The sequence below is a fragment of the Microbulbifer hydrolyticus genome, from assembly GCF_009931115.1.
GTDB lineage: Bacteria > Pseudomonadota > Gammaproteobacteria > Pseudomonadales > Cellvibrionaceae > Microbulbifer > Microbulbifer hydrolyticus.
On sequence record NZ_CP047491.1, the window covers coordinates 4,146,818 to 4,162,437 of the forward strand.

The following is a 15,620-nucleotide window of genomic DNA, read 5'->3' on the forward strand; positions in this document are numbered from 1 at the left end:
ATGGGGGTAGCTTCGGGGCGAGGGGCTTCTGACTAAGCTTTGGGGGATGATGCTTCAATTCAACGATCTTGCTTAGTTAGAGGGGCGGTTTCCGGTGGAGTTCCACCGGAAACCGAAAAATCGCAAAAAAATGGAAATTTTTAGTGCGCCTCGTCCCAGTTGGCCCCTTCCCCGAGGTCCGCTATCAGCGGCACATCCAATTCCGCGGCGGCCTGCATCAGTTCCGGAATTCGCTTGACCACCAGATCCCGCTCGTCGGCTGGCACTTCCAGTACCAGTTCATCGTGCACCTGCATGATCAGGCGGGACTTGAGTTTTTCTTCACGCAGCCACGTATCCGCCGCGATCATCGCGCGCTTGATAATGTCCGCTGCCGTGCCCTGCATCGGTGCATTGATCGCGGTGCGCTCCGCCGCCTGGCGCTGCATGCCGTTGCGAGAATTGATCTCCGGCAGGTACAGGCGGCGCCCGAACAGGGTTTCCACATAGCCCTTCTCCGCCGCCTGTTTGCGGGTGCTCTCCATATAGTCGAGTACACCTGGGTAGCGCTCGAAGTAGCGGTCGATATAGGTCTGGGCATCCGCACGCGGGATATCCAGCTGCTTGGCGAGGCCAAATGCACTCATGCCGTAGATCAGGCCGAAGTTGATTGCCTTGGCGCGGCGTCGCTGCTCATCGGTCACCTCGTCGGCCGGCACTTCGAATACCTCGGCGGCGGTGGCGCGGTGAATGTCGGCACCTTCGGCAAACGCATCCAGCAGCCCCTTGTCGCCGGACAGGTGCGCCATGATGCGCAGTTCAATCTGCGAGTAATCCGCGGCCACGATCACGCTGCCACCGTTAATCCGCGGATCAGCCACAAACGCCTGACGGATACGGCGGCCTTCTTCCGTACGAATCGGGATGTTCTGCAGGTTGGGGTCGGAGGACGACAGGCGGCCGGTGGCCGCCACCGCCTGGTGGTAGGAGGTGTGTACACGGCCGGTTGCCGGGTCGATCATCTGCGGCAGTTTGTCGGTATAGGTGTTCTTGAGCTTGGCCATGCCGCGGTACTGCATGATCAGCGCCGGCAGCTTGTGCGACAGGGCCAGTTCCTGCAACACCGGTTCGGCGGTGGAAGGTGCTCCCTTGGGGGTTTTCTTGATCACCGGGATCTCGAGTTTCTCGAACAGGATGGTGCCCAGCTGTTTGGTGGAGCCGAGATTGAATTCCTCGCCGGCTTCCTCATACGCCTGCTGTTCCAGCTCGCGCATTTTCTGCTCCAGCTCGCCGGACTGTTTTTTCAGCATCGCCGCGTCGATATAGGCCCCGTTGCGCTCGATATGCACCAGCACCGGCAGCAGCGGCATCTCGATCTCGTCCAGCACCTTTTCCAAACTCGGCTCTTTGGCCAGGCGTCCACTCAGGTCCTGGTGCAGGCGCAAGGTGATGTCGGCATCTTCCGCCGCGTAGGGGCCTGCCTTGTCCAGCTCGATCTGGTTGAAGGTGAGCTGTTTGGCACCCTTGCCGGCGATATCTTCAAACTTGACCGTGGATTCGCCCAGGTACTTCTGCGCGAGGCTGTCCATATCGTGGCGGCTGGCAGTGCTGTTGAGAATGTAGGATTCCAGCATGGTATCGCGTGCGATGCCACGCAGCTGGATATCGTAATTGGCGAGAATATGGCTGTCGTACTTGAGGTTCTGCCCCACCTTTTTGAGGCGCTCGTCTTCCAGCAGCGGTTTCAGTTTTCTCAGCGCGCTGTCGAAATCAACTTGCGCCGGAGCCCCCATGTAATCGTGGGCCAGCGGTAAATACGCGGCCTCGCCGGCTTCTACGGCAAAACTCACCCCTACCAGTTTCGCCTGCATGTAGTTGAGGCTGGTGGTTTCTGTGTCAAACGCGAAGATGTCAGCGGATTTCAGCTTTTCCAGCCAGAGATCGAGCTCTTTCTCATCGGTGATGATGCTGTAGTTTCGCTCCACTACGAGTGCTTCCGCCGCAGAGTCCGCGTCGTCACTGCCACCGAGTTCATCCACCCAGCTGCGGAATTCCAGCTCGCTGAACATTTCCCGCAGCTTGTCCGTATCCGGCTCGCTGTTGGCCAGTGTCTCCGGCCGGTAGTCCATTTCCACATCGGTCTTGATGGTGGCGAGCAAATAGGACATGTCTGCAGCCTGTTTGTGCTCCGCCATTTTCTTCGCCAGCGTCTTGGAACCGCGGAAGCCGAGTGGCGCGATTGCATCCAGGTCCGCGTAAATGTCTTTCAGGCTGCCCAGGTTCTGCAGCAGCGCCAGCGCGGTTTTCTCACCCACGCCTGGCACCCCCGGGATGTTGTCGGACTTGTCACCCATCAGGGCGAGGAAGTCGATGATCAGCTCCGGGCCAACGCCGAACTTTTCCTTCACCCCTTCCACATCGAGCACGGTGTTGGACATGGTATTCACCAGCGTCACCCCGGGGCGCACCAGCTGGGCCATGTCCTTGTCACCGGTGGAGATGATCACTTCGATGCCCTTGTCGGCAGCTTGCAGGGCCAGGGTGCCGATGACGTCGTCGGCTTCCACACCCTCGATGACCAGACGCGGCAGACCCATCGCATCGATGATGTCGTGGATCGGCTGGATCTGCGCACGGAGGTCGTCCGGCATGGGCGGGCGATGGGACTTGTAGTCTTCGAACAGCTCGTCGCGGAAGGTCTTGCCTTTGGCGTCAAAAACGACGACCACCGGGCTGTCCGGATGCTCCTTGAGGTGCTTGCGCAGCATGGAAATTACCCCCCGCACCGCGCCGGTGGGCTGGCCCTGGCTGGTGGCCAGCGGCGGCAGGGCATGAAAAGCACGGTACAGGTAAGAGGAGCCATCTACCAGGATCAGTGGCGCAGAAGAAGTCTTGTCGTTGCTCATATACAGAAGGGAAGCCAGATTGTGATTTGCAGGTCTTTTGTGGGGCGACAGGATAACCGCGATTGCATCTTTTCGCTCGCACCGACCACCCAGAATCAATCCGTCCACCGATACAGCGGCGCCAGTCATCGCACTGTCGCCCACCTCTCTCCGCCACCTTCTAGGCTTTGTATAGGGAAATTATGCAGAGGTTATCGAGATGGACGCCCGCTCTTTACTTTTGGGGCTGTTGGCCAGTGCACTGACCTGCGCGGCCTTCGCCACGGAAGAAACCAGTACCCAAGTATCCGGCACTGCGAACACACCGGAAACCATGGAACATGTGGAGGTCATTGGCTATCCGACGCCAGCGCCTTCCGCACAGGAAGCCGCCACGGACATACCGTCCAGTGCCGAACAGCTTGCACAGCAACAGCGACAGGAGCTGTTACGCGCGGCACGCCAGGCGCAATTGCAGCAACTGGAGGCGTTCCAGCTGGAAGGCAAACGCCTTGAAGGCGAGGAAGTGGCGCAGCAGGCCCCGGAACAGCTCAAGCAACTGGAGCCGGCCGCGCTGAAAATCGAGGCGGACAGCGAGCTGGAAGAAGAAGCCACCGCGATCGAGCCGACACAGGAAAATCAGCCGGAACAGGAACCACTGCAGGAACCCAGCTGAGCGCAGTTACCGGCTGCGATCGGGAATCGCACCCAGGCATTTGCGCGCATCGGCGAGCAACTGCGCCATCAGCGCAGGGTAATCCGCATCCGCCGGCAGGCGCGTGCCCAGTGGGTCCAGCGCCTCATAGCCGAGATTCAGGTGCCCCGCGGTCTGTCGATCCCGGTCGTTGGCAGGTACCTCACCGAACAGGCATCCGCGCGCCTGCCCGTTTTCGGACAATTCATGTGTCTCCAGCATGGCGCGGGCCCCATGCTGATGGCTGGCAGAGCTGCCGAGGCTATCCACCTTCACGCCGGCGGGGCCAAAAAACTGGCTGTATGCGGTGTGGGTGGAAACGATGGGGACGTCCCGATAGGCCCACAGAGCCCGGTCCTGAACTTTCTGCAGGTTCGCCATGGCGCGGGAAAAATCGCGCGCACGGGCGCGAATTTCCTCCGCCTGCGACGGGTTCAGTGCCGCCAGGCGCGTGGCGATATGTGCGGCCATCACCGCCGCGTTGCGGGGACGCAGCCAGATATGCGGGTCAGCCGCATCCGCGCCGTCAAATTCGTAGCCACCGGCCGCCAACAACCCCAGCTGCTTTTCCGCCGGCAACAATGCCATCTGCCGCGCCAGCACCGATTCCATTTCCGGCCCCAACCAGATCACCAGCTGTGCCGACTCCATCACCATGCGGTCGCTGATCTTTGGCGCATAGTGGTGGGGGTCTCCATTGCGCACCAGCTGCTTGATCGACACCTGTGGCCCGGCGACTTCACGGACAATCATTGCCAACGGCCTTATGCTGACCACGAGGGTCGCGGCTCCGTCACCGGGGCTTGCCTTTCCAACCGTTTCCACCGGTTCACCTGCATTCTGCTTTCCACAGGCGGCGAGAAAGAGTGCCAGGACGGCGATGAAAATCAGCGGGAATACAGATGTCGTCGGACGAATCTCGTGACTACCAGGCAATGTGACCACCACAGTTCGGTTTCCGGCGCTTGGCCGGTTGGGGTGAAAAAAAGTGCGATATAATCACACCCAGCGTACACTCGCCAGCCATTCACCCCACACCGCCGGGTTCGGGTAACGGGTAGCTCTCCGCCCCGTCTTTCATTCGTCAATCCACCGTCAGATCACAGGAGTCTCCCCTGACCGACAGCCAGCCGCTTATCCGCGCCCACAATCTCGGCCTTGAAATTGCCGGGCGGCAACTGCTCCGGGATATAACTCTCGAGTTGCAGCCCGCGGAAATCGTTACGGTAATTGGCCCCAACGGCGCCGGCAAAACCACCCTGTTACGCCTTCTCCTCGGTCTGACCCGCCCGACTTCCGGACGTGTTGAGCGTCGCGCTGGCCTGCGCCTGGGCTATATGCCCCAACGCCTGCAAATCGACGCCACCATGCCCATGACTGTTGGTCGTTTTCTGCAGTTGGGTATTAATGACGTAAAGGTTGCGGACGCTCTGGCGCGTGTAGGCGCCCCCCACTTGGCTGGTGCGCGCCTTGCAGATCTGTCCGGGGGAGAGATGCAAAGGGTATTACTGGCCCGCGCGGCGGCGCGAAAACCCCAGCTTCTGGTGCTGGATGAGCCCACGCAGGGTGTGGATGTCGGTGGCCAGGGCGAGGTGTATCAGTTAATCGCCCAGCTCCGCGACGAACTCGGCTGCGGCGTTTTGCTGGTTTCCCACGACCTGCATCTGGTGATGGCGGCTACCGACCGCGTGCTGTGCGTCAACCAGCATATCTGCTGTCATGGCCACCCCGAACAGGTGAGTAAGGATCCCGTGTACCTGGAAATGTTCGGTGACAAGCTTGCGCTCTACACCCACCAGCACAACCACCACCACGATCTCAGCGGCGAAGTGGTGGACGACTGCTGCGACCACGGTCATCTGCAGCATACGCACGGCGGCGACAAGTCGGATAGCAGTGATCGAGGCGAGCCGTGAGCGAGTTTACCCAATTGTTATACAGCCAGTTTCTCTGGTACGCCCTCATCGCCGGCCTATTGGTCGCGCTGGTCAGCGGGCCCCTGGGGTGTTTCGCAGTATGGCGACGGATGGCCTACTTCGGTGACACCCTCGCACACTCCGCACTCCTCGGGGTAACCCTGGGTTTTGTACTGCATGTCCAGCCGACCCTGGCCGTGGGCGCAAGCAGCTGCCTGTTGGCGCTGCTGCTAGTCTATTTCCAGCGTCGCCAGGACCTTTCGGTGGACACACTATTGGGGATTCTTTCCCACTCCATGCTGGCGCTGGGGATCATCACCATCAGCCTGCTGGATATCAATGTAGATCTGCTGTCTCTGCTGCTGGGCGACCTGCTGGCGGTTTCCCCCCAGGACCTGACCCTGATGGCTGCCGCCTCTGCGGTTATCGCCGTGCTGCTGTTAGTACTGTGGCCCAAACTGCTGGCGTTTACCCTGCACGAAGAGCTCGCGGCAGTGGAAGGCGTTCGGGTTGAGCGAATAAGACTGGCACTGATGTTGATGCTGGCGCTGCTGATTGCCATCGCCATGAAGGTGGTGGGCGTACTCCTGATCACTGCCCTGCTGATCATTCCAGCCGCCGCTGCCCGCCGGATTTCCACAACGCCCGAACAGATGGCCGGCTTCGCCTCGCTGATCGGCTGTATATCCGTACTGATCGGCCTCGCAGCCTCGGTACTCTGGGACACGCCGGCAGGTCCATCCATCGTGCTGGCAGCGGGCGCTCTTTTCATGCTCGGCCAACTCCGAAGGGCCGACAGCTAAGACGCTTGCTCTAGCGCCCGGCACCGCGCCGCCTATTCTGACGCTGCTGAACTCGCTCGCTGCCAGCGCGGTGAAATCCATACACGGTAAGTCCGATGCCAATCAGCATCAGCACGAACACGGCCAGGCCCACATAGAAAATTAGCGCGTCAGACATGTTGCTACCGATGCGCCAGGAGCGCGGATACTTTCACGTAGATACCGAATGCCAGAATTGTGGGAACCCACAACGCGGTAAACAAACCCTGCTCACGATATCCGTTGAACCAGAGATAGCAGGACAGTGCAAACGCGATGGCTACCGCGAGAAAGATAAACAGATCGGATAACCGGAACATGTACGGCTCCTTGTCCTTCAGAGATTTAATCTTGCCAGAACCCGATGGCGGCAATTAGCAGACCCGCTATGGCGATCGAGGCCGGAATTCTCAGGCCGGGAATGCCGAATACTGCCACCATGGATGGCGCCCATCCGAACAGCCCCAATACCAGCCAGACCGCCCATGGCAACACCACGACAAGCCCGGCATAGCCGAGCCAACGCCGCCTGTTTAGCACGGGCCAGTGCCTGAAAATCGAATCTGTGTACGCATCGTCTAACCACCGCCAGGCTTCTATGCAGACTAGCCCATTGCGGCAAAAAGCGCTCGAGTCTTGCGACAGCGCCTTTCCGGGCGACGATCAGGTGGGATATTTAAGAAGCGTCATGTGTAAGAGGTTCACGCCCCAGTGGGTGAGGACGCAGGCCCAGAAGCTTCCGCGTAGCTGCCAAACCAGTGCATACCCCAGCCCGGCAACTGCAACCAGCGTCAACAGCACAGGCGATGCGGCCCAACCAGTGTGCAGGGTGGTAAATAGTGCAGTGACCAGAATGGTTGGGAGCCAGCGCCATTTATGTAGCCACTCCCCCAGGCCCCGCTGCAATATCCAGCGAAAAAACCCCTCTTCCGCGATACACACAACCAGCAGGTTGATCAACGCAGCGATCGCAATGGTCGCGGTAAGTTTCGGGTAAACACCCAGCAACACAATCCCGGCCACTACCGGCACGGATATGGCTGCGGCGATAACCGGCAGGTCCGCGCGCTTCAGAGGCTGTGGCCGCAGCAACATAAAAATTACAAAGGTCAGGGCAATCACCGCCTTTGCCGGGCGGAAGCTGGCATAGATGAGATTGCCATCTGCATCGTTGTAAGGCGGCAGCACCGTGATGTGCTCATTACCGGGGATTAGGCCGCTGTTTACAGTGAACATCAAAACACCGGTAAGCAGGAAACTGGCCGTTTTTTTCCCACCGCGGGTATTTTCGATCGCCACCAGGCCCAGCCAGATTGTCGGCGCAAATACACCGACCCAACCAAACGGAATGGCGAGCAGGCAAAGAAATACGGCGGGGAGCCATAAGCTTTTAGTGTCGAAAGGCTCGGCGGCGCGAATTACCGGCGCGCCCTGTTGAACGTTAAGCGAAAACATAGAAAATCCATTTTCAGGTTCGGTAAAAAGGGCAGGCGCCATCATAGCCCCTGCAGAGTCCAATTTCCGTGATCGGGGGCAAGCTACCCCTTATACGTAACTCGCATAGATCGGTAAGTCAGCTTCATCTTTGCCGGATCCAGTGGTGCCTTGAAAAACCCATGGTAGTGGCCGCGCGGGTTGATCAACACCACCTGGGATCCGTGATCAACGGTGTAGTCACCGTCTTCCAGTGGAACCTTGTTGAAAGGTACATTCAGCTGATTGGCGAAGCGCTTCAGGTTAAGGAACTCCCCGGTGACCCCGGAAAATTCAGGATTAAAGTAGCGCACGTAATCGTGTAATTTTTCTGGCTCGTCCCGTTGCGGATCGACCGAGACCAGCAGGATATCCGTGTCCTCGCGGGTTTTTTCGTCCAGTGTCTGATAGAACGTATTCAATGTGGCCAGGGTTGTCGGGCAGACGTCCGGGCAATGGGTAAAGCCGAAAAACACCAGGGTCCAGCGACCCGCCAGCTCGGTGGTACTGAATGTATTGCCGGTGTCAGCGACCAGTTCGAATTCGTCGAGGATCCTCGGGCGCTCCAGCTTTATCGCGCCATTGGCACGCAGCTCTGTATCGGTGATCACACGCGGTTGATTCATTTTATTGAGAAAACCCGCCACGACCGCCAGCATAAACAGCACCATGACGGCGACCGTTATATAGATACCCCGCTTCTGGTCCGGTGTGTGCTGTGCGTTCTGACTCATATTCAGACTCCGCTGGTAGGCAATGCGACCAGATAGTGATCCAGCAGCATGATGCAGAACAGTGCCATCAAATAGATGATTGAATACTTGAAGGTTTCCATGCCTGCGTTGGGATTTTTATCCCGCAGCATTTCTACCGCCCAGTAGAGGAATCCAACCCCCAATACCACTGCACCAAGCAGGTACAGCCAGCCGAGCATTGCGGTCGCGAAAGGAAGCAGGCTCACCGCAAACAATATGATGGTGTACAGCAAGATATGTACCTTGGTGTATTCCACCCCGTGGGTAATCGGCAACATGGGAATTTCCGCTTTTGCATAATCATCTCTGCGGTGCACTGCCAGCGCCCAGAAGTGGGGTGGTGTCCAGGCAAAAATAATCAGTGCGAGCAACAGTCCATGACCGTGCATGTCGCCGGTAACAGCAACCCAGCCAAGCAGGGGCGGCGCGGCTCCGGCAAGTCCGCCAATCACAATATTCTGGGGGGTCGCGCGCTTGAGGAACATGGTGTAGACGACCGCGTACCCGAGCAGGGAAAACAGCGTTAGCCAGGCGGTCAGCGGGTTGACGAAGGCGAGCAATATGGCCATGCCGCTGCAACCAAGGGCAAGGGCGAATACAAGTGCCTTTTGTGGCTCCACCCGGCCCCGAGCGACCGGGCGGTTGGTGGTGCGGGCCATTTTCAGGTCGATCCGGCGATCGACCAGGTGATTCACCGCGGCGGCGGAACCCGCGCACAGGGCAATGCCAAGATTACCCAGCAGCAAAATATCCAGCGGCACCATTCCCGGGACCGCGAGCAGCATCCCGATCACAGAGGTGAGTATCATCAACATCACCACCCGCGGTTTGGTAAGTTCATAGTAATCGCGCCAGCTGGCGCGTTGGACACTTACGGCCTCGGTACTCATGGTTACCACCTCTTTTTCGTTATTATGCTGGCCTTATTCCTTGTGGCCTCATTCGTGGCACCGAACGCTGTTCCAGTTCGGTGGCGGGAAACACGCCGCCCGGCATGTTTCCTTCAATTCTTGCTCCCAACTGCTCGGGTATATTCAATTAATTCGGTTTTATTGCCGGCTGCACCGTATTGATGCGATAGCAGAACGTCAACAGGCTCAACAGCAACAGAGCGGCACCAGCGTTATGCGCTACCGCTATCGGTAGCGGCAGAAACATCACAACGTTCGCAATTCCCAAACCCACTTGCAAGCACAATACCACCAGCAGCCCCTGTGCCCAGCGTCGGGAACCGGCACGCCAGGTGAGCACCGCCAGCAGGGTCACCAGCAGCGAAACGATTAGTGCGCCAATGCGATGGGCAAGGTGGATTGCAGTGCGTGCGTCGCTCTCCAGCGCACCCCCCAGATAGTTTGGGCCGATGTGCTGTGCAACATTAAATCCCTGGGAAAAATCCGCTTCGGGCCACCACTGGTTATGACAGGTGGGGAAGTCCGGACAAGCGAGGGCCGCGTAGTTTGAGCTGGTCCAGCCACCAAGGGCGATCTGCAGCCCAACGGCAATGACGGCAATCACCGCGAGCGGTCGCAGCTTTTGCAGCGCGGAAAATTCGTGTGGGGGAATTAGGCGTTTTCGATAGCGCAATCGCTCCGCCAGCATCCACAGTACCGAGAGCGTGGCCATTCCACCCAGCAGGTGCGCGGTCACCACCTGAGGCCAGAGTTTCAGCGTGACCGTCCACATGCCAAACGCGGCTTGTAGCACGATCAAGCCCAGCAGGATATGGCTCTGGATAAACCCCCGATGTCCGCGGCGACGCCAGAACATGTAGGTAAGACCAGCAACCAATAACAGGAGCATGCCGGCAAAATAGCGGTGCACCATTTCCGGCCAGGTTTTGTCGGTTTCCACGGGCGTATCGGGGAACGCCTGGTTGGCGGCCGCGATTTCATGGCCCTCATTGGGCCACAAAAGATGACCGTAACACCCGGGCCAGTCCGGACAGCCGAGCCCGGCATGGCTGAGGCGGGTGAAGGCTCCAAGCACCACCACCACCAGCGCAAGGGCGGTGCCGATCAGCGCCAGGCGAAAACGCCAGTCTTTTTTGTAGTTTTTCCGCAGCGCGGTAATGTCCGATTCCACATCCATTTCGCTCTCTCCCGGGTGAATGTTGCTGGGGGCCGCTGTGTTGGGCCTCTACTTCTCGTAGGAGTACTTCAGCAGTCGTTTGATGTCCTTGAGCAGCTGGTTGCCGCTGTGGCTATTGTCATAAACCATCATGGCGAAGCCATTCTGATCTACCAGCAGTGCGCTCGGTCGTGCCAGCTGTGCGTGGTCACTGTCCGCCAGCCACTGGTCAATCTGGTGCTCGTCGGCAGTGGTAAAGCGGAGGCGCGGGTGCGCGCTGGTGAGCGCCTGGTGGCGCAATTCGGTTAGCGGTTGCCCCGTTACCAGGATGCGCTCTACCCGCTCCGCCTTTTCACTGAGGCGTATGTGTACCTGGCGGGTGGTATACAGGAGCTTCTCGCATTCTTCCGCGCATGTCTCGCCACCCACGATCAGGTAGCGCCACCGAGGTTCGTCATTGGCCAGACTGACCAGGCCGCCATCGCGCGCGCTCAGGTCGATGTCGGCAACGTTTTGCGCCGGGGTTAGCAGTTCGCCCTGATTGACGGTGTCCACAGGCATGCCCCAGCCCGTGTAAAACACAATGTACGCGGCCAGTATGGGGAGTGCTACTGCAGCAAATACCGTAAAGCCGGCCAAGCGGCTCAGGCCCGACGGTTTGCTTTGGCGGACGTTGTTGTCTGCGAAAGATGCGTTTTCGGTATGCGTGTTCTCTGCCACGGTTTGTACCTCGCTGCTACGCCGCGTCTCCCGGAAGTTGGCCACAAAGACCTGCGCAGAGGCCCGGGCGCGCGCGTTCGTTATTGTTATCGATTGATTATCGCTTTTCTGTCGGTTTTTTAAACCACTTTTGACGTATCCGCTCGCGCAAATTGGTCGCCGCCAGCAGCCACAGCACAAACAAAGCTGCAGCCATGGAGAACCACTGTACTGCATAGCCCCGGTGCTTTTGGGGATTTGTACTCACAAGCTGCCAGTCTGTGAGCAATGCCGTATCGGAATCTGCGCTGAGACGAATATGCCACTGTGGAAACTGGAGGCTTAGTTGACGGCCTAGATGAGTATCCAGTGCCTGGATGCGTGCGTGCGACACCACTTTGGAAGGTGTACCACCCGGTACGTCGCCCGTTGACTCCCCTACCGGGTACAGAAAGCCGGTTATGACTTTGGCGGCCAACGGGTAGGCTACTTCCGGAAGCTGTGTTCGATCCCTGCCGGCCGGTAGCCATCCCCGGTTGATCAGCCAGCGGGACTTGCCGCGTTCGCTGTCACCGGTTTCAAACACCTGCAAGATTTCATAGCCGACACGGCCATTGCGTGTGCGGTTGTCGAGATATAGATATTCGTCGGTGTAAAAGCCGAGCAGGCGTACGGGCGTGTAAGTTTGGGGGGTTGTTAACTCGGTAATCTTTACCGGCTGTGACGATAGGCGTGCATCGACTGTATCGAGTATCTGCTGTTTTTCCCCGGCGCGCTGCAGCTGCCAGTTACCGAGTCCAATCAGCAGGGGAAACAGGCACAGGCACAGGAGGCTGAGAGGCCAGCTACGGATAAATGCTACACTGGCGGCTCGCGACGGTTCTCCCATATCCGTGGAGGGTGATTCGGTCCCGGAGATTAATGCACTGTCGTCCTTGAGAGACGACTTTTTCGGAACTGTCATGCCAATAAGTACTTCTATAAATGGCGTTAAATTATGTGGCTTAAAGCAATAATCGTGTTGTTGTTTCTCGCCGTGCTGGCCAGCCTGACCAGCGCTCTCGTTTTTTTACTGCGTGACATGGGTGCGCCGGAATCCAAGCGTACTCTGTATGCGCTGGGAATTCGTATTTCGCTTGCAACCCTTTTGTTGATCGCCATCTGGTATGGGTTCGAAAGTGGAACGCTATCCAATACCGCACCCTGGGCTAACAAGTACTGATTGGTTGAGTGAATGAGGTGGATGCCCGATACATCCACCCATTGCTCTCATTTTTTATGCACCCAACACATAGACGAAGATAAACAGCCCTACCCAGACAACGTCCACAAAGTGCCAGTACCAGCTTGCGGCCTCGAACCCGAAATGATCATCAGGCTTGAAGTGATGCGCAATCACTGAACGCAACAACATGATCAGCAGCATGATCGTACCCAGAGTCACATGCGCACCGTGAAATCCGGTGAGCATGAAGAAGGTGGTACCGTAGATACCGGACTCCAGGGTAAGCCCAAGATGCTTGTAGGCTTCCATATATTCTTCAATCTGGAAGAACAGGAAGGCTGCGCCGAGTACGACGGTAGCACCGAGCCACAGGTTGAAGGCCTGGCGCTTGCCTTTTTTCATAAACACATGCGCGATATGCACAGTGACACTGGAAGCGAGCAGTAACACGGTATTCAGTAACGGCAGGTGCCAGGGGTCAATGATTCCCTTGGGCCCCACTACCTTGGCCGCATCGCCAGCCACCGCCTGATCGGGCGTTACCATGAGCGGCCATGTATTCTGGAAGCCTTCCCAGAGCATATTGGACGAGCCGCGGTCACCTTCACCGCCGAGCCACGGCAGGGTGAAAGTGCGAATGTAGTACAGGGCGCCGAAAAATGCCGCGAAGAACATCACTTCCGAGAAGATGAACCACCCCATTCCCCAAACGTAGGAACGCTTGAGCTGGTCGCTGTTGAGCCCCTGCATATTTTCCTTGATTACCTCGGCAAACCAGAACCACAGGACCGTGGCCATGGAGATTGCGCCGGCAAAGAAGATATAGGAGCTGCCGCCATTGACCCAGCTGGCGGCGCCAAAGGCCGTCAGGAATATGCCGATGGTGGCGAAGATAGGCAGCCGGGACTGCTCGGGAACATAGTAGCTGCTTTCAGTGGCCATAGTTTCTTATCCCTCTCGCTCGGGGTCGGTATTTTTGTTGTTCGCTTGTTTTGTCAATCTTTCCGTGACATCGAACAGCGTGTAGGAAAGCGTGATGGTATTTACGCCGGGCGGCAGGTCCGGGTCGACAATAAATCGGAGACCCAGTTGTGCAGTTTCACCGGCGGCGAGTGACTGCTGGTTGAAGCAGAAACACTCGGTTTTATGGAAATAACTGGCAGCTTTGAATGGCACCAGGCTGGGAATCGCCTGCCCGATCATATTGCGATCGGTGGGGTTGTAGGCGTGAAACACCGTGTCAACGGCCTCCCCTGGATGGACTTTCATTTCCACCACACCCGGCTTGAATTCCCACGGCATGTTTTCGTTGTTGCTGGCAACAAACTGCACTTTCACTGTCCGCGCGGTATCCACAGCGGCGGGCACCGCTTCGTAGCGATCGCCGGTTTTGCCGTTGAGACCGGTAATCTCGCAGAAGGCGTCGTACAGCGGCGGCATGATGAATAGCGCAAAGCCGAGCATACTGACCGCGAGGGTCAGCATTTTCACGGTGGTCTTGGCGTTTGCGCTCATTGCCATATCGGTGTCCTGCCTCTAACTCAACGCACAACCGGCGGTGTGCTGAAGGTGTGGTACGGCGCCGGTGAAGGCACTGTCCACTCCAGCCCCTGCGGATCCTCCCAGACCTCGTCGGTGGCTTTGTGACCGCCGCGAACCGTCCGGATCACATTGAACAGGAACACGATCTGAGCTGCGCCGAACAGGAAGGCGCCCACACTGGCGATCTGGTTGAAGTCGGCAAACTGCAGGGCATAGTCCGGGATACGGCGGGGCATACCGGCGAGACCCACAAAGTGCATCGGGAAGAAGGTGACATTCAAGCCGACAAATGCCATCCAGAAATGCACCTTGCCCATGGTCTCGTTGTACATGTTGCCGGTCCACTTGGGCAGCCAGTAATACACGCCGGCAGTGATCGAGAAGATCGCGCCGGGCACCAGCACATAGTGGAAGTGTGCCACCACGAAGTAGGTGTCGTGGTACTGGAAGTCAGCAGGGGCGATGGCGAGCATCAGCCCCGAGAAACCACCCAGGGTAAACAGGATCACGAAAGCGATGGAGAACAGCATCGGTGTTTCGAAGGTCATCGAGCCGCGGAACATGGTGGTCACCCAGTTGAACACCTTCACCCCGGTGGGCACGGCGATCAGCATGGTGGCGTACATGAAGAACAGCTCACCGGCTATCGGCATTCCCACGGTAAACATATGGTGGGCCCACACGATAAAGCTGAGGAAGGCGATAGATGCCGTGGCGTAAACCATCGAGCTGTAGCCGAACAGCGGCTTGCGCGCAAAAGTGGGAATGATCGCCGACACGATACCGAAGGCCGGCAGGATCATGATGTACACCTCGGGGTGTCCAAAGAACCAGAATACGTGCTGGAACAGGACCGGGTCACCACCACCGGCGGCACTGAAGAAGCTGGTACCGAAGTGGATATCCATCAGCATCATGGTCACGACACCTGCCAGCACCGGCATTACCGCAATGAGCAGGTAGGCGGTAATCAGCCAGGTCCACACAAACAGCGGCATCTTCATCAGGGTCATACCCGGTGCGCGCATGTTCAGGATGGTGGCGACAATATTGATGGCCCCCATGATCGAGGAGGCACCCATGATATGGATGGAAAAGATGAAGAAAGTTACGCTCGGCGGCGCGTATTCAGTGGATAGCGGTGCGTAGAAAGTCCACCCGAAATTCGGTGCACCACCTTCCATGAACAGGGTGGACGCCAGCATCGCGAAGGCGAACGGCAGGATCCAGAAGCTCCAGTTATTCATGCGCGGCAGCGCCATATCCGGAGCACCGATCATCATCGGCACCATCCAGTTGGCGAGGCCAACAAAGGCTGGCATCACCGCACCGAACACCATGATAAGGCCATGCATGGTGGTCATCTGGTTGAAAAATTCCGGCTGCACAATCTGCAGGCCGGGCTGGAAAAGTTCGGCGCGGATAACCAGCGCCATACAACCGCCTAGCAGGAACATCGTAAAACTGAACCACAGATACATCGAGCCGATGTCTTTGTGGTTAGTCGTGTAGAGCCAGCGGGTAAAACCGGGTTTGGGACCGTGTGCCATAACTAAACTCCTCT

18 protein-coding genes are annotated in these 15,620 nt (G+C 58.0%); 4 read left to right on the forward strand and 14 right to left on the reverse strand.

Annotated features, from left to right (window positions below; translation table 11 throughout):
* Positions 1–140 precede the first annotated feature (140 nt).
* Positions 141–2,885: a DNA polymerase I gene (polA, locus tag GTQ55_RS17465; RefSeq protein ID WP_161859885.1), complete on the reverse strand. Its 2,745-nt coding sequence runs from the start codon at positions 2,883–2,885 to the stop codon at positions 141–143.
* A 199-nt stretch (positions 2,886–3,084) separates the two neighbouring features.
* Here polA and GTQ55_RS17470 point away from each other — a divergent pair, with 199 nt between their 5' ends.
* Positions 3,085–3,540 (forward strand): hypothetical protein, encoded by a 456-nt coding sequence (locus GTQ55_RS17470; protein WP_161859886.1) that lies wholly within the window; start codon positions 3,085–3,087, stop codon positions 3,538–3,540.
* Between the two features lie 6 nt (positions 3,541–3,546).
* Here the strand turns inward: GTQ55_RS17470 and GTQ55_RS17475 are convergent, their stop codons facing one another.
* Entirely contained in the window at positions 3,547–4,494 is a 948-nt protein-coding gene (locus GTQ55_RS17475) for a metal ABC transporter substrate-binding protein (RefSeq protein WP_237567745.1), read from the reverse strand.
* A 242-nt stretch (positions 4,495–4,736) separates the two neighbouring features.
* On the opposite strand from GTQ55_RS17475, the gene GTQ55_RS17480 reads away from it, so the two are divergent.
* Both GTQ55_RS17480 and GTQ55_RS17485 read left to right on the forward strand, forming a co-directional pair.
* On the forward strand, positions 4,737–5,474 hold the full coding sequence (locus tag GTQ55_RS17480) for an ATP-binding cassette domain-containing protein (RefSeq protein ID WP_474167543.1): 738 nt from the start codon (positions 4,737–4,739) through the stop codon (positions 5,472–5,474).
* A complete protein-coding gene (locus GTQ55_RS17485) occupies positions 5,471–6,277 on the forward strand; it encodes an iron chelate uptake ABC transporter family permease subunit (protein WP_161859887.1) in 807 nt (268 codons plus the stop codon). Before GTQ55_RS17480 ends, GTQ55_RS17485 begins: the two co-directional genes overlap by 4 nt.
* 10 nt (positions 6,278–6,287) lie before the next feature.
* Here the strand turns inward: GTQ55_RS17485 and GTQ55_RS17490 are convergent, their stop codons facing one another.
* From GTQ55_RS17490 to GTQ55_RS17525, 9 genes are all read right to left on the reverse strand, one after another.
* A complete protein-coding gene (locus tag GTQ55_RS17490) occupies positions 6,288–6,434 on the reverse strand; it encodes a hypothetical protein (protein ID WP_161859888.1) in 147 nt (48 codons plus the stop codon).
* A 4-nt stretch (positions 6,435–6,438) separates the two neighbouring features.
* Positions 6,439–6,615, reverse strand: a complete 177-nt coding sequence (locus GTQ55_RS17810) for a hypothetical protein (protein ID WP_183946630.1) — start codon at positions 6,613–6,615, stop codon at positions 6,439–6,441.
* 25 nt (positions 6,616–6,640) lie between these two features.
* Positions 6,641–6,835: a hypothetical protein gene (locus GTQ55_RS17495; RefSeq protein WP_161859889.1), complete on the reverse strand. Its 195-nt coding sequence runs from the start codon at positions 6,833–6,835 to the stop codon at positions 6,641–6,643.
* Between the two features lie 123 nt (positions 6,836–6,958).
* Positions 6,959–7,750 carry a CPBP family intramembrane glutamic endopeptidase gene (locus GTQ55_RS17500; RefSeq protein ID WP_161859890.1) on the reverse strand — a complete coding sequence of 264 codons (792 nt, stop codon included), beginning with the start codon at positions 7,748–7,750 and terminating at the stop codon, positions 6,959–6,961.
* Positions 7,751–7,833: 83 nt separating this feature from the next.
* On the reverse strand, positions 7,834–8,502 hold the full coding sequence (locus tag GTQ55_RS17505) for an SCO family protein (protein WP_161859891.1): 669 nt from the start codon (positions 8,500–8,502) through the stop codon (positions 7,834–7,836).
* 2 nt (positions 8,503–8,504) lie between these two features.
* The gene (cyoE, locus tag GTQ55_RS17510; protein ID WP_161859892.1) at positions 8,505–9,413 is read right to left on the reverse strand and encodes a heme o synthase; all 909 of its coding nucleotides are present in this window, start codon (positions 9,411–9,413) and stop codon (positions 8,505–8,507) included.
* Positions 9,414–9,561: 148 nt separating this feature from the next.
* Positions 9,562–10,611 carry a COX15/CtaA family protein gene (locus tag GTQ55_RS17515; protein ID WP_161859893.1) on the reverse strand — a complete coding sequence of 350 codons (1,050 nt, stop codon included), beginning with the start codon at positions 10,609–10,611 and terminating at the stop codon, positions 9,562–9,564.
* 48 nt (positions 10,612–10,659) lie between these two features.
* Positions 10,660–11,310, reverse strand: a complete 651-nt coding sequence (locus GTQ55_RS17520) for a hypothetical protein (protein WP_183946628.1) — start codon at positions 11,308–11,310, stop codon at positions 10,660–10,662.
* Positions 11,311–11,407: 97 nt separating this feature from the next.
* The gene (locus tag GTQ55_RS17525) at positions 11,408–12,253 is read right to left on the reverse strand and encodes an SURF1 family protein (protein ID WP_161859894.1); all 846 of its coding nucleotides are present in this window, start codon (positions 12,251–12,253) and stop codon (positions 11,408–11,410) included.
* A gap of 33 nt (positions 12,254–12,286) precedes the next feature.
* Here GTQ55_RS17525 and GTQ55_RS17530 point away from each other — a divergent pair, with 33 nt between their 5' ends.
* Complete coding sequence (locus tag GTQ55_RS17530; RefSeq protein ID WP_161859895.1) at positions 12,287–12,511, forward strand: DUF2909 domain-containing protein; 225 nt, start codon at positions 12,287–12,289, stop codon at positions 12,509–12,511.
* Between the two features lie 54 nt (positions 12,512–12,565).
* Here the strand turns inward: GTQ55_RS17530 and GTQ55_RS17535 are convergent, their stop codons facing one another.
* The 3 genes from GTQ55_RS17535 to ctaD are packed head-to-tail and all read right to left on the reverse strand — an operon-like array spanning position 12,566 to position 15,606.
* Complete coding sequence (locus tag GTQ55_RS17535) at positions 12,566–13,456, reverse strand: cytochrome c oxidase subunit 3 (RefSeq protein ID WP_161859896.1); 891 nt, start codon at positions 13,454–13,456, stop codon at positions 12,566–12,568.
* Positions 13,457–13,462: 6 nt separating this feature from the next.
* Positions 13,463–14,035: a cytochrome c oxidase assembly protein gene (locus GTQ55_RS17540; RefSeq protein WP_161859897.1), complete on the reverse strand. Its 573-nt coding sequence runs from the start codon at positions 14,033–14,035 to the stop codon at positions 13,463–13,465.
* A 20-nt stretch (positions 14,036–14,055) separates the two neighbouring features.
* On the reverse strand, positions 14,056–15,606 hold the full coding sequence (gene ctaD, locus GTQ55_RS17545) for a cytochrome c oxidase subunit I (RefSeq protein ID WP_161859898.1): 1,551 nt from the start codon (positions 15,604–15,606) through the stop codon (positions 14,056–14,058).
* Positions 15,607–15,620: the final 14 nt, after the last annotated feature.